This is a genomic window from Pseudobacillus sp. FSL P4-0506, assembly GCF_038003025.1.
In the GTDB taxonomy this organism is placed as follows: domain Bacteria; phylum Bacillota; class Bacilli; order Bacillales; family Domibacillaceae; genus Pseudobacillus.
In genome coordinates this window covers 736,820-756,031 of sequence record NZ_JBBOOI010000001.1, presented here as the reverse complement: position 1 = coordinate 756,031, position 19,212 = coordinate 736,820, and the positions used below count along the sequence as shown (strand labels likewise).

15 protein-coding genes are annotated in these 19,212 nt (G+C 42.4%); 9 read left to right on the top strand and 6 right to left on the bottom strand.

Going from position 1 to position 19,212, the window contains the following annotated elements; all coding sequences use genetic code 11:
* Positions 1 to 102 precede the first annotated feature (102 nt).
* Both MKZ02_RS03735 and MKZ02_RS03730 read left to right on the top strand, forming a co-directional pair.
* A complete protein-coding gene (locus MKZ02_RS03735; RefSeq protein WP_340851930.1) occupies positions 103 to 1,182 on the top strand; it encodes an AI-2E family transporter in 1,080 nt (359 codons plus the stop codon).
* 374 nt (positions 1,183 to 1,556) lie between these two features.
* Positions 1,557 to 2,372: an alpha/beta fold hydrolase gene (locus tag MKZ02_RS03730; protein WP_340851928.1), complete on the top strand. Its 816-nt coding sequence runs from the start codon at positions 1,557 to 1,559 to the stop codon at positions 2,370 to 2,372.
* A 68-nt stretch (positions 2,373 to 2,440) separates the two neighbouring features.
* Here MKZ02_RS03730 and MKZ02_RS03725 read toward each other — a convergent pair whose 3' ends face one another.
* A complete protein-coding gene (locus MKZ02_RS03725) occupies positions 2,441 to 3,499 on the bottom strand; it encodes a hypothetical protein (protein ID WP_340851927.1) in 1,059 nt (352 codons plus the stop codon).
* A 126-nt stretch (positions 3,500 to 3,625) separates the two neighbouring features.
* Entirely contained in the window at positions 3,626 to 4,081 is a 456-nt protein-coding gene (gene ybaK / locus MKZ02_RS03720; protein WP_340856317.1) for a Cys-tRNA(Pro) deacylase, read from the bottom strand.
* Positions 4,082 to 4,182: 101 nt separating this feature from the next.
* On the opposite strand from ybaK, the gene MKZ02_RS03715 reads away from it, so the two are divergent.
* On the top strand, positions 4,183 to 4,833 hold the full coding sequence (locus MKZ02_RS03715; RefSeq protein WP_120035407.1) for a LytTR family DNA-binding domain-containing protein: 651 nt from the start codon (positions 4,183 to 4,185) through the stop codon (positions 4,831 to 4,833).
* 121 nt (positions 4,834 to 4,954) lie between these two features.
* Positions 4,955 to 6,478, top strand: coding sequence for an acetyl-CoA hydrolase/transferase family protein (locus MKZ02_RS03710; protein ID WP_340851925.1), 1,524 nt, complete (start codon positions 4,955 to 4,957; stop codon positions 6,476 to 6,478).
* Positions 6,479 to 6,663: 185 nt separating this feature from the next.
* On the opposite strand, the gene MKZ02_RS03705 is transcribed toward MKZ02_RS03710, so the two are convergent.
* Positions 6,664 to 8,487 carry a cation:proton antiporter gene (locus tag MKZ02_RS03705; protein WP_340851923.1) on the bottom strand — a complete coding sequence of 608 codons (1,824 nt, stop codon included), beginning with the start codon at positions 8,485 to 8,487 and terminating at the stop codon, positions 6,664 to 6,666.
* Between the two features lie 176 nt (positions 8,488 to 8,663).
* Positions 8,664 to 9,764 carry a fatty acid desaturase family protein gene (locus MKZ02_RS03700; protein ID WP_340851922.1) on the bottom strand — a complete coding sequence of 367 codons (1,101 nt, stop codon included), beginning with the start codon at positions 9,762 to 9,764 and terminating at the stop codon, positions 8,664 to 8,666.
* Between the two features lie 233 nt (positions 9,765 to 9,997).
* Here MKZ02_RS03700 and MKZ02_RS03695 point away from each other — a divergent pair, with 233 nt between their 5' ends.
* Positions 9,998 to 11,644, top strand: coding sequence for an ABC1 kinase family protein (locus MKZ02_RS03695; protein WP_340851920.1), 1,647 nt, complete (start codon positions 9,998 to 10,000; stop codon positions 11,642 to 11,644).
* Between the two features lie 83 nt (positions 11,645 to 11,727).
* Here MKZ02_RS03695 and trpB read toward each other — a convergent pair whose 3' ends face one another.
* Entirely contained in the window at positions 11,728 to 12,888 is a 1,161-nt protein-coding gene (trpB, locus tag MKZ02_RS03690; RefSeq protein WP_340851919.1) for a tryptophan synthase subunit beta, read from the bottom strand.
* Positions 12,889 to 13,105: 217 nt separating this feature from the next.
* Here trpB and MKZ02_RS03685 point away from each other — a divergent pair, with 217 nt between their 5' ends.
* Complete coding sequence (locus MKZ02_RS03685) at positions 13,106 to 14,791, top strand: S8 family serine peptidase (RefSeq protein WP_340851917.1); 1,686 nt, start codon at positions 13,106 to 13,108, stop codon at positions 14,789 to 14,791.
* Positions 14,792 to 14,990: 199 nt separating this feature from the next.
* Complete coding sequence (locus tag MKZ02_RS03680) at positions 14,991 to 16,553, top strand: sensor domain-containing diguanylate cyclase (RefSeq protein WP_340851915.1); 1,563 nt, start codon at positions 14,991 to 14,993, stop codon at positions 16,551 to 16,553.
* Positions 16,554 to 16,565: 12 nt separating this feature from the next.
* On the opposite strand, the gene purU is transcribed toward MKZ02_RS03680, so the two are convergent.
* Positions 16,566 to 17,468 carry a formyltetrahydrofolate deformylase gene (purU, locus tag MKZ02_RS03675; RefSeq protein ID WP_120035424.1) on the bottom strand — a complete coding sequence of 301 codons (903 nt, stop codon included), beginning with the start codon at positions 17,466 to 17,468 and terminating at the stop codon, positions 16,566 to 16,568.
* 215 nt (positions 17,469 to 17,683) lie between these two features.
* On the opposite strand from purU, the gene kynB reads away from it, so the two are divergent.
* Positions 17,684 to 18,349, top strand: a complete 666-nt coding sequence (kynB, locus tag MKZ02_RS03670; RefSeq protein WP_340851912.1) for an arylformamidase — start codon at positions 17,684 to 17,686, stop codon at positions 18,347 to 18,349.
* Positions 18,336 to 19,178, top strand: a complete 843-nt coding sequence (gene kynA / locus MKZ02_RS03665) for a tryptophan 2,3-dioxygenase (RefSeq protein WP_445324255.1) — start codon at positions 18,336 to 18,338, stop codon at positions 19,176 to 19,178. Before kynB ends, kynA begins: the two co-directional genes overlap by 14 nt.
* Positions 19,179 to 19,212 lie beyond the last annotated feature (34 nt).

The following is a 19,212-nucleotide window of genomic DNA, read 5'->3' as shown; positions in this document are numbered from 1 at the left end:
AAGTGTGTGTTTTTTATTTCACATTGGCGGTTTCTTTATTCTAGTAAATATTTGTATAATGTGAATAGCAGCTTTAAAGAGCGGAAGGAAGTGTAAAGTTGAGTGGTCAATAAAACATGGTTTCAAACAGGAATTGCACTTGTGCTGGTCCTGATTATTATTTTGTTGTTCAGACAAATAAATGATATTTTCAATCCACTAGTCATTGTTATGAAAACCGTATTTTTACCTCTTGTTCTTGCCGGGGTCCTGTTTTATTTAACGCGCCCTGTCGTTAACTGGCTGGAAGGAAAGAAACTGCCAAGATGGGCTTCGATATTAAGCGTATTCCTCCTGTTGATTATCACTTTTTGGGTGTTATTTGCGCTGATTGGCCCAATTGTGAATGAGCAAGGGGCAAGACTGGCAAAAAATACGCCGCAGATGGTTCAAGTTGCAGAAGATGCCATCAATTATTTAATGAATGAGAAAGAACGTCTTCCTCAATTTGCGATTCAATCCCTTGAAGACGCAGAAGGAAAAGTGGAAGATTGGGCAATGGCTTTTGGTACTTGGTTAATTAACTTTTTGCAAGGATTACTGCAAACGGTGTTCTTAACCGTACTCGTTCCATTTTTCCTATTTTATATGCTAAAGGATAGAGAAAGATTTGCGCCTTTTCTAGCTAACTTTTTTTCAGGTCACCGCCGGCAATGGATCCTCCGGACGTTAAAAGATTTAGATGAAACCTTACAATCCTACATCCAAGGTCAGCTGCTCGTTAGCTTTCTTGTCGGCACCATGTTATTAATCGGCTACTTAATCATCGGCCTGGATTATTCATTAATTTTGGCGCTGATCGGCATGGCAACTAATGTGATTCCTTTCCTTGGGCCTTATCTTGCAGTAACACCGGCATTGCTAGTCGCTTGGATTCAAGATCCACAAATGATTATCTGGGTCGCCCTCGTTATGCTGATTGCCCAGCAAATTGAATCAAACTTGATTTCCCCAAATGTCATGGGAAAAGCGCTCGACATCCATCCGCTTACAGTTATTACCTTAATTTTAGCTGCTGGTAATATTGCGGGTATTTGGGGGGTTATATTGGCCATCCCTACATATGGAATTCTGAAAACGATCGCTGTGAATCTTTATGCAGCACGCCGGGAAATTAAAGATGTAGCTACGAAAGATATATAAAATTTGCAACACCAGTGTCTTCATCGTCAGATAGGCGCGATGAAGACCTCCTATCTTTATAGGAAGCCTTCATATCTGCTTTCTCTCCTCCTGTTCAATGCATTCAAAGCAACAAGCAGAGCCATCATCTTTTATTACACCATTAAAGAATCCGTCTAGACAGTAAAGGACTTTTCCACACCTTTTACATATGCTTACCTTCTCTTTCATTCTAACGACCTCCTTACTTTTTATATTAGAGATCTATTTTCATGTTCCTGTCATTATTTTCACATCGATAGCTTTTTATTTTCTGTATAATAAAAAACACTTGAATATCCTTGTTGTAAATGAAGAAAGCTAAAGAAAACCATCTAAGAAGGAGATTGCAGCTTGTGACAAAGCGAGATAGATTAATCATAGCCTCCCTGCTTGTTTCTCTTATCATTCTTATCGGTTATGGGACCTTCACAGTCCATTCTAAGATAAATACTCCTCCTCCCAATGTGACAGTTTTTGTACATGGGTATAAAGGAACGGCTGTCTCTTTCCGCTCTATGCTGAATCGCTTTGAAAACGAACAACAGTGGGGCAAAAAAGCAATCGTTTGCCGTGTAACAGCTGACAGCCAAGTACTCTGTGATGAAACAGGCCGTTTCTCCTCAAGCAGTCGGCTGTTCGTTCAACTGATCTTCGACAACAATCGGGCAAGCTTTGAAAATACAGCCTATTGGTTGTCCAAAGCCCTGCATACCTTACGTGAAAAATATAAATTCGAAGAAGTAAACATCGTGGGCCACTCAATGGGGGGCATCGTTTCTGTTAAATTTCTTGAGGAATATGCCAAAAAAACCGGCTACCCATTCATTAGCAAATTAGTCGTAATCGGTAGTCCGTTTTCAGGATTAAAAGATAGAAGTTATTTAAATCGAAACTCAGGGCCGGCAGCAATGGACTTAATGCCACAATCGGCAGCTCTGGAAAAACTGTTTAAACAAAAAGAAAATTTCCCCTCCGATGTACAAGTGATGGCCATTGCTAGTTCAGGAGATCAGCTTGTTTCTGTGGATAGTGCCCTTAGCTTAAATAAAATTGTACCAGCTTCAAACTTTCATCACGCCGTTATAACAGACCTTAGCCTTAATCATAGCGGCCTGCATGAAAGTAAAAAAGTAGACCAGCTGATCGGCCGTTTTCTGTGGGCAGAGTAATCAACAAACAGATGTCCCTTACGCTTCTAACGTCAGGGACATCTGTTGAATATTATATAGCAGTATCTTTATAGCTTTGATCTAATTTCTTCACATATATTAGTCAAAATGTGATGGCTCTCCATTTCAGGATAGCAAGCCTGCAGCTTTTCTCTGCACTTTTTACTTTCAGCTAAATAGGCCGTGCCTTTATTCATAAGCATCCGGTAACGCCCAGCAATCTCTTGAATTTCAGCCGCATACCTTTCATCCGTGCCCTCTGCCACAATCTCTTCATACAAATCAATGATGCTATCAGTTGCTTTCTCTGGAAAATACTCATGCGGGGCTGTGCTGTCAAAAATAGCAAAACTGAGTTCACGTACAATTACCATATCGATGCTGGCGGGATCGAAGCCGCAATGATACATTTCTACGTCATACCCTCTCTGTTCAGCGGCGGAAGCGATCTTTTTTAACATCGTTGACTTGCCCGTTCCAGCACGGCCTTTAATAAAATATCTTTTAGCAAGGCCCTCTGTTAAGTTATCAATAAAGTCCACCGCTCCTTTTGGTGTAGCAGCTCCTAAAAAGCGGTGTTTAATGAGGCCGCCTCCATTGTCAGAAAGACTTGGAATCAAGCGGGCAATCCATTCATCTGCTAACTCATTGGCTCTTTTTTTATTCAGCTGTTGAATATAAATGTCTTCCCACTCATCATGGACAGCCAAGGCTTTGCGGAAACAAGCATAAGCATTTTGCCGGGCGATTTCTTCCTGCTCTGCTAATTCCATTATTTCTCGTTCCTTATCTGCCGGCACAGATGCCTGCTCTGGAATTCTCACCTCATGTACATGCGGGCCGGAAATAGATGGCGCCAACTGCTTCATTAAAATAGCTGTTTGTTTTTTCGTTGCAATGATTCCCTCCACTTGGCCAGGATCTCCCGGACAATGCAACAATTCCATAGTTATTCCTTCCGCCATCAGCTGATCGGCTAGCTGCTTAAAACAAGCCGCTCTCTCTGCCGGTGTGCCTCCGTCCACGAGGAAGACTTGCCTTAGCCCTTGTAGATTTGAATCAAGAAGGTTGTGCAGTCCTTTTGCCGTATTTCCCCTCGCAAAATAACGAATCACATTCCTGCTCATTTTTGCACCTCTTTGTATCAGTTTTAAGAATGGTCCTCTCTCACTATATGCAAGGGCATTTGTCTATGTGACATATAGAGCAGGCTGCCAACGGAGAAACAGCTGTTAGTTGCTACTTAGGTTGGTTTATTTTATGATTTCATGTTCTGTCACTGCATTTGTAATCGTGATTAAATCGCCTGTTTTTAATTCCATTTGCCTGCCGATCTTGCCAGCGCTAACAATAACATTTTCCCGGGAAATAGTGCGCCGATCCAAAAAAGTAGGGTATAGTTTTTTCATGCCAATCGGTGAACAACCACCTCTTATGTAGCCCGTATATTTTTGAATGTCTTTTACAGGGATCATATCCAACTTTTTAGCCCCCGCTGCTTTAGCGGCTTTTTTCAAATCAAGCTCTTCAGCAACCGGTATGACAAATACGTATATTTCTTTATCCGTTCCAATTGTAACGAGTGTTTTAAATACGCTGTCTTCGCTTTTGCCGATCTTTTCCGCGGCGGATAGACCATCAATTTTTCCGTCGACAGGATCGTAAGCATACGTCTCATATGTTAGTCCAGCTTTATCAAGTATGCGCATCGCATTCGTTTTACCCTTCACTTCTTTCAGCTTCCTTTCCTCTTAAAAATAAGCCTGTTATGATAATTAGTATAAACGATTAAAGAGATGAGGTGTAACCTGTGGATCATGTGACTGTCACATCTATTATGAATGTAATGAAAGAGTTTCTACCGCCGCATACATCTATTGCAGTAGCCGATTCAGAAAAGTTTATCTACTACGAGCCAAGCAAGCTGATTGATTTGCGCATTCGTCCCGGAGAGCCCTATAAAGAAGGCAGCGGAGCAGCAAAAGCCATTGCCAACAGACATGAAATTTCGGAATACATTAATAGCGATGTATATGGAATACCTTACTATGCCATATCTATCCCATTATTTAACGGCGCACAAGTCACAGGAGCCGTTACAACTATCTTTCCAGCAAAGCCTTCTCCGATTGCAGCAAAGTTTTTTACAATTAAAGCTGAAGACCGCTGGTATCCGGTTTCTTATGAAAAGATTGTTTATCTTGAGGCGGAAAACCGAAAAACAAAAGTACAGGCGATCGGCGGAGAAGGCTATCATAAAATGAGCTTAACAGAGCTTGAGTTTATGCTGCCAAACGATTTATTTATCCGTGTGCATCGTTCATATATTGTCAACGTTAGTTTCATAGAAGAAATTCAGCCGGACTCCCACTCCACTTTTTTGCTCGTTATGAAAGATCGGACAAAGATTCCTGTTAGCCAAACATACTCCAGTTCCTTCCGAAAAGCATTGAATTATTAACTTCTGCTTCATGTACGTTTTTTTCTGCTTTGTCGCTTTTTAAAGGCTTTTCATGCAAAAACGAATGAGTAGACGCAGGAAGGTTGCTAGAATTATAAAAAGTGGCAAAGGGGGAATTTTAATGAACTCACGTATCACTAAACAGCTGCGCAGTGAAGAACTGCGAAAGAAAATTGTTTCAGCAGACGAAGCAGCCTCATGGATTAAAGATGGCATGACTCTTGGTTTAAGCGGATTTACACGAGCCGGCGATGCAAAAGCAGTGCCGATGGCATTAGTTGACCGAGCCAAAGATGAAAACTTCAAAGTGGATGTATATACTGGTGCCTCTCTTGGGTCAGATATTGATAAAATGATGGCAGAAGCAGGCATTATACATAAACGGCTACCTTTCCAAGCGGATGCTTCTATGCGAAAGAAAATCAATCAAAGAGAGCTGCTCTTTACCGATCAGCATTTATCACACGTGGCTGAAATGGTGCGTTCTGAGGTCTTGAATCCAATCGATTTTGCCATTATTGAAGCGGTTGCCATTACGGAAGAAGGCAATATTATTCCTTCTACTTCTGTAGGAAACTCATCTATTTTCTTGGAAAAAGCAAAGAACATTATTATCGAATTAAATCTTGCGCAGCCTGCTGCACTTGAGGGAATGCATGATATTTATGAAGTGGGTGAACAAGGAAAGCGTTTACCAATTTCTTTAACGTCTGTTGAGGGGCGCATAGGTACATCCAGCCTGAAAGTGAGCATGAATAAAATTAGAGGGATTGTTTTAACAAATATGCTAGATTCTCCTTCAACGATTGTGCCGCCAGATGAAGAAACGGCCATTATAGCCGATCATTTAATCGGTTTTTTGCGTGAAGAAATTAAAGCGGGACGACTTACTAACCAATTGGCTCCGTTGCAATCAGGAATTGGCTCTGTTGCCAACGCTGTGCTGCACGGATTAATTGATTCTGAGTTTGAAAATCTAAAAATCTATTCAGAGGTGTTACAGGACGCGGTGTTTGATTTGCTGGACAGCGGGAAAGCCCGCTTTGCCTCAGGCTGTTCAATTACTCTGTCGCAGGAAAAGATGAAAACTATTTTTCCAAAGCTTGACCAATATAAAGAGCAGCTTGTGCTGCGGCCGCAGGAAATCTCCAATCATCCTGAGATTATTCGCCGGCTAGGACTTATTTCCATTAATACAGCATTAGAAGCAGATATATATGGAAACGTGAATTCCACCCATGTTTGCGGCACAAAAATGATGAACGGAATTGGCGGTTCAGGAGACTTCGCCCGCAACAGCCGGCTGGCAATCTTTGTAACAAAGTCTATCGCGAAAAATGGAGATATTTCAAGTGTTGTTCCTTTCGTCTCCCACGTAGACCACACGGAGCATGATGTGGATGTTCTAGTAACGGAGCAAGGGTATGCGGATCTGCGCGGACTCTCCCCCGTGGAGCGTGCTCGTCTCATTATCCAGAACTGCATGCACCCAGCTTATAAAGAACAGATGACAGCTTATTTTGAAGAGGCTTTAACATATGGAGGCCAAACCCCTCATGTGTTGAATAAAGCTTTCTCCTGGCATCTGAATTATATGGAAAAGGGCACCATGCTGCAGCCTGAAGCTGCTTCCGCTAAAAAATAACTTTGTTTAGAATTCCTATTTTGTAACGTCTGCAAGATGGGCTTCAGCCTAGATGAAAAGCCACCCCATTCTTTTCATCTTAACAAGCGCTTTCGCTGAGACCATCTGGCGTTAATGATAAAAGCACTATTCTATCTTTTATGTAAGCTCTTAAAAAGCTGCCCGGCTGACAACCAGGCAGCTTTTTAGCTCTTCTGCTGCTTCTTGCGTCCTTCTCTTGCAGGAGGAGAGAGACTAACAATGATATCCCCTTCTTCTCCTTTCGGACTATTGTCTTTTACATAAAATAATACTTTTCCATCCGGCTTTAATATAAGTAGCAAAATAGTCTCTCTTGCCCTCTCCTTCACATATTGCTCATAGCTATACCGGGCTGTCAGCTCGGTTTTCCGGAAAATATAATGTTGTTTCAGCTTTTTATTCAACTCTGCCCAGGTAGCCTCTTCGGAAAATAGAATGCTTCCTCCAATCGCGTGGCTATAGTCTCCTGAAGCAAGCTGGCGATCTGTATCAGCGCTCAATTGAAATAAATTGTTTCTTCCCATTTCTGGCACAAATGTGTTACAGACCAAGGCATTGTATGCATCATCATCCGTGGCAGCTATCATGTATTCATAGGGAGTACGGTCCATTTCGTATTCAGCCTGTTCTGACAAAATTTCACCGTGATAAAAAGAAAGGCCCGCCGCTCTTGCTTTTTGCAGTCTCCTCCATGACTCATCAACGATTAAAACAGGCACATTTGCCTCATTCAATGCCACAGCCAGCCCTACGGTAAAATCGTTGCTGCCAACAACTAATACTCCTGGTTGAGAATCAACAGCCAGCTTCCACCTTTTTGCCAACCAGCTAATTGAAAACCCATGGGCACACACAGTGGCAAACACTAGGGCGAGCGTGAGAGAAGTTACAATACGAGCATCTTCGTAACCGGCTCTAAGAAGTGAATCGGCAAAATAGCCCGATACTGTCAAGGCAACAATTCCCCGTGGAGCAATCCAGCCCACAAGCCCTCTTTCTTTCGCTGTCAAATCCGTTCCAATAGTGGATATCCAAATGGATAAAGGGCGAACGACAAAGAGCATGAGAGCGACAAACAGTAAAATATGCCATTCAAAAATTTGCACCAGGACATCCAGTGACAAAGAAGCTGTCAGCATAATGAAGATGGAGGAAATAAGTAAAATCGATACGTTTTCCTTAAAGTGCCTCATATCTTTTATAGAAGGTATTGGCATGTTAGCCATTGTCATCCCCATAGCTGTAACAGCGAGCAAGCCTGTTTCATGCATGAGTTCATCCGATATGGTAAAGCATGCAATGACCAATACGAATACAAATGGAGCTTTTAAAAATTCGGGTATCGCTCCTTTTTCTACCATTAACCCAATACCTTTGCCGAGTGCCCAGCCGAGCAGCACGGCGAATAATGAAGCAGCAAAAAAGATAAATAATGCCGTGAGGTGAAACTCGCTGTGCGTAAAGACTTTAATAATTTCAAAAGCAAACACTGCTAGCAGCGCACCAAGCGGGTCTACAATAATACCTTCCCATTTTAATATCGCCGATGTCCGCTGTTTTAACTTTGCCTGGCGCAATAGCGGCAAGATAACAGTCGGTCCCGTAACAACGAATAAACCACCAATGACGAGAGCAGCAGCCCATGACAAGCCTGCAACATAGCGAGCAGCAAGTGAGCCAAAAATCCAGGCAAGCAATGCTCCCAGGGTGATAATCCGGATAATTGGCTGCTTAAGACCTTTGATTTCTTGAAGATTCAAATTTAAACTGCCTTCATATAAAATAATAGCTACCGCTATGGAAACAACGGGTTTAAATAGCTGTTCAAAATCTTCTTCTGGATTGATTAGACCAAGCACAGGCCCGGCGATCAGTCCTGCTACTGACATAATGACAATGGCCGGAAGCCGAAAACGCCAGGAAATCCATTGAGAAATGATCCCCAACAATCCAATCATCATAAGATGAAATAGCATCGAATCAAGCATAGTGACCTCTTTTCTTTGAGAAATACCGAAATGTCAACCATGTATTCCCTGATTCCGATGTTTATAAACGTCCTCTATAAAGGTGACAGCCGAGAAATAAAAGCTTTCCCTTTACAATTAATTGTTTCTCAACGCCAACAAGCCTGATCTCCTTTTTTATGGAGATCAGGCTTGTCTTATTCATTCACTGTCATAGAACGTGGTGCATCTTTTTTTGCTGCGGAAACTGAATCGGCTTCCTTCGGCTTGATATCGGAAGGATTCAGTCCATGACCAAGCGTCCCATAAGTGTCTCCTCCGACAGGATCTACAAGCTCCACTTGATTACTGTACAGCCGCGGTGTTTTATAAAGAGCAGCAAGCGCCTGAATCATCGGCATTTCATGGTATCTTTCCGGCCAGCGTTTTTTAAGCTCCGCTTTGACGAGCGGATAATATTTTGAACTCATTCCCGGATATAAATGATGTTCTGTATGATATGAAAAATTAAAGTGCAGCACATCTACCCACTTGGGTACTGTTACTGTCAAACTGTTAGCAAGCGGATCATTAACAGGGACGAGCGGATTTAAGCGGTGATTCGTTGCAATATAGGCCATGACAATAAAATTGGCAATCAAGAGTGGAAGCAGAAAAGCAAATGTCCACTTTAACGGCCCGATTAACAGCAACAGCCCGATCCATGTAAGCCAAGGAAACAGCAGCTGCATCCAAACTGACAAGCGCTTTTCTCGGTTAAATTCTTTTACAAAGCGCTTAAACATTCTTAAAGAATGCATCGTAAAAGTTATCGCTAAAAAGGCCATCCCTAAAAACCCTCGCAGTGACAGCGGAAGCCGATAAAAAGGTTTTAATATTTTAGCTTTTGAAAACTGTTCAATCGTTGGCCAGGCATCCGGATCTTTCTCCTCATCCTGCGTATGGCGATGATGTGTCATATTGTGCCACTTCACCCATAACTTCGGCCCGGTGCTTAGCGGAAAGAAAGCAATCCCTCCTGTTAATTCACGAAGCCAGGCTTTTCTTACGACCGTTCCGTGCAGAATCTCATGTCCCAGAAATCCCATAGCTGCAAAAGAAGTACCTAATATCATAGAAATAGCTAAGCTTAGCCATATGTTAAAATCGGTTAAACTAATCGTCAGAATCCCCGATACGACAATAACCAGATAGGCTAGTCCTCCCCAAAGGCGCCCGGGAACAGGGCTGAATGCTTTTTTAGGCAGATGCGGTGCTACACGAGCAGCATACCAACCGAATGATTGAAGCTCTTTCAATGTGCTATCCCTCTTTTCAAATGTATCTTATCTATAAACTATCGACTGACTGACACCTTCTCAACTAGGGCCAATCGTATCACTTTATTTTCACACTTGTCAATAAATTTGTTACTTGGTACTAAAAACAAGTTATATTCCTTGGTGATAACATTTATAGTAATTATTGTACAGAGCAGAATCTATTGATTTAAAATGAGGATAAACACTTTAGCCGGAAAGGAAGAAAATTTATGAAAAAATTCTCTCTTTACCGCATGTTTATTATTATAACAATGGCAGTTAAGTTCTTTTTGCAAGTAACTTTCTTTCACAAAAGATACCGAAAACGCTGGACAAGTAGAACCAATCAGAAATGGGAAGCGCTGCTGAAGCGCCAGGCAGCCGAATATCGGGAAACGGCTCTGCGTTTAGAAGGGCTATTAATTAAGCTTGGGCAGTTTTTAAGCACACGAGCGGATATTATGCCAGCAGCTTTTATCGAAGAGTTAGAAGACTTAATTGATCGGGTACCTAGTGTTCCCTGGTCAGCAGCGAAGGCTGTAATGGAAAAAGAATGGAATAAATCCTATACTTCCATGCTCCAGCAAATCAATGAGGAGCCTGTCGCTTCCGCTTCTATCGGGCAAGTGTATAAGGCCCTTCTGCCGAACGGGGCTACGGTTGCCGTCAAAGTTCAGCGGCCGGGAATTGACCGGATTATCTCAACTGACTTTAAAGCTGTCCGCATCGTCATGTGGCTGGCGGAGGTTTTTACCCCCTTCGGCAAGCAAACGGACTTGCCAGCCTTATATCAGGAAATGGAAGCAACGATCAGCCAAGAGCTCGATTTTCTAAAAGAATCGCAAAATGGGTTGTACTTTAAAAAACGCTATGAATTATTTGATAAGATAAGTGTTCCTTTTTATTATGAAGAATATTCAACGAAAAAAGTACTTGTGATGGAATGGATAGAGGGTGCGCGGATAACCGATTTAAAGTTCCTTGAACAAAATGGGATCGACCGCCGGAACTTAGCCGCCCGGCTTGTAGAAATGTTTCTAGAACAGCTTCTTCAAGAAGGAAAGTTTCATGCTGATCCTCATCCAGGCAATATTTTAGTCAGAAAAGATGGAACGATCATTTTGATTGACTTTGGAATGATCGGCGAAATTCAACGGAATGACGCTGCTTACATGCGCCAGCTTGTAGAAGGAATCATCCTTGAGGATTATGATCAAGTTGTCTCCGCCCTAGAAAGCTTGCGCTTCCTGCTTCCTGGAGCGGACAAAGAATTATTGAAAAATATTATTCAGACACTCGTAGGTCATTATACAAAACATACGTTTTCGCTAACAGACGACTTTTTAATGAAACAGCTGTTAGCTGATATTGAAAAAATAGTAAAGGATCAACCTATCCAAATGCCAAGCGAGTTTGCTTTTTTTGGCCGTGCTGTTTCTACGTTCGTCGGCATCTTATATATCCTTGACCCTGACGTCGACCTACTGGAGGTCAGCAAGCCGCTTATTTTTAAATGGCTACAGGAAAACCCTGAGCCTGGTCCTGTTTCTGACCGGACGGCCATCAACTTGCTTATGCAATCTGTTCGCCCTTTGTTGTCCATTCCACGGCAAATTCAGCAAACGCTGGATGAGCCGAGAAAATATCGGGAATGGAAACAGCGTCATGAGCATAATCGGCTTGAGCATGATTTTTTATTATCTAAAAAACGCGATGCCTTATTTTTTATCCTGCTCAGTTTCATTCTAACGGCTGTAACCAGCTTTTTTCAGCAGGAGTTATGGCTCTACGGAAGCGGCCTCCTCCTCGTCGTTAGCTTTCTCTACTATATAATGAGCGTACGTGCCCATCGGAAGCTGCTGCGGCGAGGAAAGTGACTTATCCTCATTTTACAATATACAGTCACTAGTCATTGTTGAATAAAAAAGTCCAGAAGAGAGTCTTCTGGACTTTTTCGTTATTATTTTAGCATTTCAAATACTTGCTCAACGTCCTTGTCGCCTCGACCGGAAATATTTACAATAATAATTTGATCTTTTTCCATATGTGGAGCGAGTTTAATTGCTTGAGCAACAGCGTGGGCACTTTCCAAAGCAGGAATAATCCCCTCTGTACGCGACAGCTTCTGGAATGCCTCCAATACTTCCTCGTTCGTCACGGTATAATACTCTGCGCGCCCGGTTTCTTTCATATAGCTATGTTCCGGGCCGACTCCCGGGTAATCTAACCCAGCAGCAATTGAATAAGTAGGCAGTGGATTTCCCTGCTCATCCATTAGAACAAGACATTTGAAACCATGTAGTTCAGCTGGCTTCCCTTTCGTAAGCGTAGCTGCCTGCTCCGGCTCAGCACCAATGAGACGGACAGATGGCTCATCAATATAATGGGCAAAAGCGCCAATGGCATTGCTGCCGCCGCCAACACAAGCGATGACAGCATCCGGCAAACGGCCTTCTTTTTCGAGAATCTGTTTCTTCGACTCTTCGCTAATCACACCGTGGAAATGCTTCACCATGGTTGGGTACGGGTGAGGTCCTACGGCGGAGCCAAGCAAGTAAAAGGTCGTTTTATAGTTTGCTACATAATCACCTAACGCCGCATCAACGGCATCCTTCAAGCGTCCCTGCCCGCTTTCCACAGCTACAACTTGGGCTCCAAGAAGCTCCATTCGAAAAACATTCAGTGCCTGGCGCCGGGTATCTTCTGCCCCCATATAGATCACGCACTCCATACCGAACATAGCACAAACGGTAGCGGTGGCTACCCCGTGCTGTCCAGCACCAGTTTCGGCAATAATCCGCTTGGCTCCCATCTTTTTCGCCAGCAAAATCTGGCCCATTACATTATTAATTTTGTGAGAGCCTGTATGGTTTAAATCTTCCCGCTTTAAATAAATTTTCGCACCGCCGAGCTGCTCAGTTAACTGGCTGGCATAGGTTAACGGGTTTTCTCGACCAACGTATTCTTTTAAATAATATTTATATTCATTCATAAATTCAGGTTCATCTTTGTATGCCTCAAACTGCTCAGCTAAATATTCTAAAGCTTCCTTTAATTCTGGCGGAACGAAGCTGCCGCCAAACTGTCCAAAATAGCCTTTTTCTGTCTCAACTCTACTCATCTTTCTCTTCTCCTCTCCGCAATAAAACTATTCTGAAAATTATCTATTACTATACCAATCCTGCGTTTATCAGTCAATTCACCTTTTCTTTTATTTTCACTATTTTATTAAAATGAGCCATTTTTTGCCGATATATAAATAGCAAGAAAATTCATTTTCCTCGCTGCCTCTTGGTCTCTTACTCTCAAATTTAGTATATAGGGGATGAAATATATAGATGAAACAACCACTGTTTAAATGTCTCGCTGTTCCTGCACTTATTTTATCGCTTGCCTCTCACCCGCTTGCTGCTCAGCCCCAGACAGCTGACCAGAAAAAAGAAGAAGTCATTGTAGTCTATAAAAATGCGACTGGGAAGAAGAAGGCATTGCTCAACAGTGTAGAAGTCGACCATCAATTCAAGTATGCCCCCGCTGTATCGGTTACTATGGAGCAAGGAGACATCAATCAACTGAAGAAAGACCGCAATATTGCTTATATTGAAAAAAACGTAGTCTTTAAATTAAAGGGAACAAAAAAGAAGGTACTCACAAAAAAGCAAGTAGATAATGCTAAAACAAGTGCTTTTATCTCCAGTGAAGAATCCCAATGGAGCTACCAAGCAGTAAAAGCTAATGAAGCTGCCCAAAAAGGCATGACTGGAAAAGGTGTGAAAGTAGCCGTTATTGATTCTGGTATCTCCCCTCATCCTGAGTTAACCATTGCCGGTGGAACTTCTACCGTTGACTACACATCCTCCTGGGCTGATGACAATGGACACGGCACTCACGTAGCCGGCATCATCGGAGCTCATCGGAATAGAACCGGCATCATCGGCATAGCACCAGACGCCAATCTCTTTGCCGTCAAAGCAATGGATCAACAAGGAGAAGGGACACTCCAAGATATTCTTGAAGGAATCGACTGGTCGATCGCTAACGGGATGGATATTATTAATCTAAGTCTTGGAACTGAAGCTGATTCTCGAATGATGCATGACATGATTAATAAAGCCTATGAAAAGGGCATCGTGCTTGTTGGAGCAGCAGGGAATGACGGGTTAGCAGCTGGGACTGGCAACACTGTTGACTATCCCGCTAAGTATGACAGCGTTATAGCAGTAGCAGCCGTTGATCGCTATTTAAAAAGAGGAAGTTTCTCTTCTACCGGGAATGAAGTGGAAGTGTCAGCGCCGGGAGTTGATGTTCTTAGCACATATACAGATGGACGTTATGCCTACATGAGCGGGACGTCTCAAGCCACTCCTCATATCGCCGGTCTACTTGCTCTCTTGAAACAGCAACATCCCGCTCTTTCAGGAAGTACTCTGCGAAATGAATTACTAAAACAAACGACAGACCTTGGTACACCCGGAAGAGATCCTTGGTATGGGTACGGATTAGCTACTTATGGAGAAACAGGTCCGTCTTCTGTTCAAGAACCTGCTGTAGATAACAGATTGCTATCCGCTTTTGAAGAAGCAGCAAATAAAATCGTCCAGGCCAACACCACTAAAAAGCTATGGGACTATGACTCTGCTCGTCATGCTATTAGCAAACTTCCAGATCAACAAGAAAAAGCAGAACTGCAGCTTGGGCTGAACAACATTCGCCAACAACTTGGCTTAATAGAGTTTTCTTCTCTCCTAAATCTTAAGCCAACCCACACATTGACGATTCGCTTCAGCCAAAGCATCGATTCAAAAACTGTTAATTCTTCGAGCGTTTTCGTGCGAAATGAAGGAGAATTTGTGGATGGCCTTGCTTTATCAACAAGCTCCGACGGAAAAACAGTGACAGTCAAAGCTCCGCCAGCCGGCTATACATCCGGACAAACTTATTTTCTCTATATAGATACGACGATTGCGTCGCCAACAGGAAAAGCTCTAAAGGCTCCTGTTATCGTTAGATTTACTATTTCCTAAGATAAAAAAACTGTTCTTCGCTAAGATTTCTTTACTTTTCATCATTTTAAGGACAAAAGTTTTAGATGAAAGAGAATTCAAAGGACAGTTTTTTGATTTTTTGTGAAAAATTGTCTATATTTTAAGAACAAACAGTTTTGCAAATCGCAAAAAAGGGTATAGGTCATAGGAGTTTATATCTATATAGGAGAAAACCATCATGTCTCTTCGCAAAAAAATAATCTTATTTTTTACTGCTGCGGTTGTCATAGGCCTATCCATTTTATATTTTTCTGCTCATTTTTTTATATTAACTCACTTCAAAGCTCTTGAAGACGCTCAGGCAAAGGAAAACATGCAACGCATTTTGCATGCGCTTACAACCTTTGAGGAGCACCTTGTCTCCCGTTCCTTAGATTATTCGGCATGGGACGATACATATGAGTATGCCTTGAAACCAAATAAAAAGTATGAGAAGAACAACCTATTGAACCAAACCTTTTTTACCAATGAGTTTAATGTGCTTCTTATCCTAAATAACGAGCAAAAGATTCTATTTAAAAAGGCCGTAAGGTTAGAAGAAGAAAGAGAAGCGGTTGTTTCTAAATCTCTTTTAGAAAAATTAGCAACTGATCCTCTCCTTTCTCGCATTTCAAAGCAAGATTCTTTTTCAGGTATTATTCGTCTGCAAGAAGGACCGATGCTGCTAGTCTCTCAACCTATTTTAAAAAGCGACTTAACCGGTCCACGCGCTGGTACAATGATTGTCGGACACTATTTGGATAAGCAGCTGGTTGATGAACTTCGTGATGATACTCTTTTACCGGTGGAACTGGCTGACTTAAAACGGACAGTGCTTCCAAAGGAAGTAGAATCAGATGATATCTCGACTATTATCTGGATGGATACGCAGAAAACAGACGAATATAGTGCCTATGCTGCCCTTCCGGATTTACATGGTAACCCCGCAGCTATACTGCACATTAAAGCCGACCGGCATCTCTACAATCAAGGCCGGAAAAGCGTTTTCTACTTGTTGCTTTTAATTGTAGCAGCTGCCTTGTTATTGCTAAAAGGCGCCCTTTCCTTTATTAACCGCATGGTGTTTCGCCGTCTTAACCGCTTGATGAAAAATATGATTGCCATTCAACAACACAATGATTTATCTGCCCGTATACGTGTAAGAGGAAAAGATGAAATTTCTTTGCTAGAGCTTGAATTTAACACAATGGTGGATTCTCTTGAAAATTATCGTCGTCATATTATGAATCTTGCCTATAAGGATAGCTTGACTCATTTACCAAATCGCACGTTTTTCTACAGCGAAGTTTCCATGCTGCTGGATAATTTAAAGGGCATGAAACGGATGGGCGCCATGTTATTTATCGATCTTGACGGATTTAAGGACGTAAATGACAGCTACGGACACGACCAAGGTGACTTACTGCTGCAAAAGACAGCTGTACGAATAAAAGGAGTGATCCGTGAGCAAGATATCGTATCCCGTCTCGGCGGAGATGAATTTATTGTTTTTCTATTCGATTTAAGAAGTGAAGAGGAAGCAGCTTGTATCGCCAACCGAATTTGCCAGCTCGTTGTTCAGCCTGTTCACTTAAATGAAGGACAAGCAGTAGTATCGGCCAGTATCGGCATTAGCTTATTTCCACAGGACGGCCAGCATCCCGATGAATTAATAACAAAGGCAGACCAGGCAATGTACGAGGCAAAGCGGAAAGGTAAAAATCAGCTGCATGTCTTTAAGAAAAAAGCCCACCATTTATAGGTGGGCTTTTTCTTATTGAAAAACAATCGTTTTGTTTTCGTGGACAATTACTCGATCTTCCAAGTGCCATTTTACTGCTCTCGCCAGTACACGGCGTTCAATAGAACGGCCAATCTTCTTCAAATCGGCTATATGATCCCGGTGATTGACCCGCTCGATATCCTGCTCAATGATGGGACCTTCATCAAGATCATTTGTCACATAATGCGAGGTTGCACCGATTAACTTTACTCCCCTGCCGTAAGCGCGCTCATAAGGACGGGCGCCGATAAAGGCCGGAAGGAACGAATGATGGATATTAATGATTTGATTCGGAAATTCGCTGACAAAATCCGAAGTTAAAATTTGCATGTAGCGTGCAAGAACAATCAAATCAATATTGTTCTCTTTTAACAAAGCGATTTGCTCTTGTTCCACCTGCTTCCGGATGTCTTTGTTAGCCGGGATGTAGTAGAACGGGATACCTAAAGACTCAACCATGTCTCTGGCCGCCTCATGATTGCTGACAACGAGGGCAATATCCGTTGGCAAGTCTCCACTTTGCCACTCCCATAATAGCTCAAGCAAGCAATGCGGCTCTTTTGAAACAAAGATCGCTGTCCGCTTTCTATCTTTTGTATAAGTGAACCGGTATTCCATAGCGAATGTATCTGCCAACCCTTTGAAATCCGCTTCCATAGCTGTTCGCTTCTCTGTTAAACCAGGGCAGTCAAACTCAATGCGAATAAAGAATGTCCCGCCTTCCGGATCACTGGAATACTGGCTGGATTCAATAATGTTCGCCTGAAAGTCTGATAAAAACTTAGAGATGGCTGCGACAATGCCTGGCCGATCCGGACATTTAACGAGCAATCTGCCCCGGTCCTTTCGTCCTTTTTCTTCTATTAAAGGGGTTGATGTTACGTTTGTTTCCATAAATAAAGCCCTGCCTTCTTCTGATCATTAATTATCCATTATACTGTAAAAAAAAATAAATGAAAATAGTTTTCTTCCGCTACTGTATTGGCATCTCTCTCCAGTTACATTATAGTCAAGTTAGGAATACAGCTCAGGAGGAGATGATAAGCCATCCATAACCGAATAGTTTGCTTTTAATAAAAATACAAATACGATGAGGAGGATGAAGCTCAATGACAGCAAAATGGCTAGATATCTCTCAGCCGCTTAACAGCCGAATTGCCCACTGGCCTGGCGATGTTCCTTTTTCTTATGATGTCTCTTTCACAAAGGAGCAAACGGGCTCTGTGACTATCGGCAAAATAACGACCAGTCTTCACACCGGCACACATGTTGACGCACCATTTCACTTTGACTCCAGTGCTCCGACGATTCTTGACCTTGACTTATCTATCTTTATTGGCAAAGCCCGAGTAATTGATGTATCTCACCTAAAAAAAGTTGGAGCAGAACAAATGAAAGCTTTCCCTTTAGAGGGAGCGGAACGGCTGCTTCTAAAAACCACACCTGTAAGCAGCCCTGAAATATTCCCTGAAAAAGTCCTTTCGCTCGATCCAGATCTTGGTCCCCTTTTAAAAAAATACAACATTCGTTTGATTGGCGTGGACGTTCCATCCGTTGATGCACTAGATAGTAAGGAGATGGCTGTCCATCATTCTTTCAGCCAGCATAATATTCATATCCTTGAAAATATTGTGCTCGATCACATAGCACCTGACGATTATGAATTAATCGCTTTACCTTTGCCCATTGAGGGTGCAGATGGCAGCCCTGTCCGTGCCGTTTTACGCCCTCTTGCAAATCGAGCAGGGAGGAAGGGAAAATATGACAATCAATAAAAACGATCCCTTGCAAGAATCATCCATTCATACTGATTTCACAAACAATATGACTTACGGCGAGTATTTAGACCTCAACCGACTGCTCTCCAGCCAAAGACGGCTATCCGGCCACCATGATGAAATGTTATTTATTATTATTCACCAGGTTAGCGAGCTATGGATGAAGCTGATTATTCATGAAATACAAGGAGCCATTGTTTGCATCCAAAAGAACGAGCTGCAGCCGGCATTCAAAATGCTGGCGCGCGTCTCTAAGATCCAAACTCAAATTATTCAGGCATGGGATGTTTTATCTACGCTTACTCCCTCTGAATACATGGAATTTCGCGACAAACTTGGGCAGGCTTCAGGTTTCCAGTCATACCAATACAGACAAATTGAATTTCTGCTTGGCTACAAAACATCCCACATTTTAACCATTTACAAAAAAAACCCTGAACTTCATGCCCTTCTAGAAAAAACTTATCACGCACCGAGTATTTATGATGCGGCTATTGAAGCCTTGGCCCGAGCTGGCTTTCCAATTGACGTTGACTTGCTTCAGCGCGATTATTCCATCACTTACACAGGCCATCCAACAGTGGAAGCAGCATGGTTAAGCGTATATAATGATGTGAACGCTTATTGGGACTTATATCAGCTGGCTGAAAAGTTAATTGATATAGAAGACTGGCTTCAGCAGTGGCGGTTTCGCCATATGAAAACTGTTGAGCGGATTATCGGATTTAAGATGGGCACAGGCGGCTCATCAGGTGTACAATATTTAAAAAAAGTGCTTGATCACCGCTTCTTTCCGGAATTGTGGGACTTGCGCACAAAGCTTTAGTGTTTTAGCAGACAGATAGAAAAGGTGAGTGTTT

Excerpts from the sequence above, each read along its gene's own strand:
- trpB (WP_340851919.1), bottom strand. The coding sequence starts at position 12,888 with ATGAGTAGAGTTGAGACAGAAAAAGGCTATTTTGGACAGTTTGGCGGC.
- MKZ02_RS03680 (WP_340851915.1), top strand. The coding sequence starts at position 14,991 with ATGTCTCTTCGCAAAAAAATAATCTTATTTTTTACTGCTGCGGTTGTC.
- ybaK (WP_340856317.1), bottom strand. The coding sequence starts at position 4,081 with ATGCGCATACTTGATAAAGCTGGACTAACATATGAGACGTATGCTTAC.
- MKZ02_RS03685 (WP_340851917.1), top strand. The coding sequence starts at position 13,106 with ATGAAACAACCACTGTTTAAATGTCTCGCTGTTCCTGCACTTATTTTA.
- MKZ02_RS03725 (WP_340851927.1), bottom strand. The coding sequence starts at position 3,499 with ATGAGCAGGAATGTGATTCGTTATTTTGCGAGGGGAAATACGGCAAAA.
- kynB (WP_340851912.1), top strand. The coding sequence starts at position 17,684 with ATGACAGCAAAATGGCTAGATATCTCTCAGCCGCTTAACAGCCGAATT.
- MKZ02_RS03705 (WP_340851923.1), bottom strand. The coding sequence starts at position 8,487 with ATGCTTGATTCGATGCTATTTCATCTTATGATGATTGGATTGTTGGGG.
- kynA (WP_445324255.1), top strand. The coding sequence starts at position 18,336 with ATGACAATCAATAAAAACGATCCCTTGCAAGAATCATCCATTCATACT.
- purU (WP_120035424.1), bottom strand. The coding sequence starts at position 17,468 with ATGGAAACAAACGTAACATCAACCCCTTTAATAGAAGAAAAAGGACGA.
- MKZ02_RS03695 (WP_340851920.1), top strand. The coding sequence starts at position 9,998 with ATGAAAAAATTCTCTCTTTACCGCATGTTTATTATTATAACAATGGCA.
- MKZ02_RS03710 (WP_340851925.1), top strand. The coding sequence starts at position 4,955 with ATGAACTCACGTATCACTAAACAGCTGCGCAGTGAAGAACTGCGAAAG.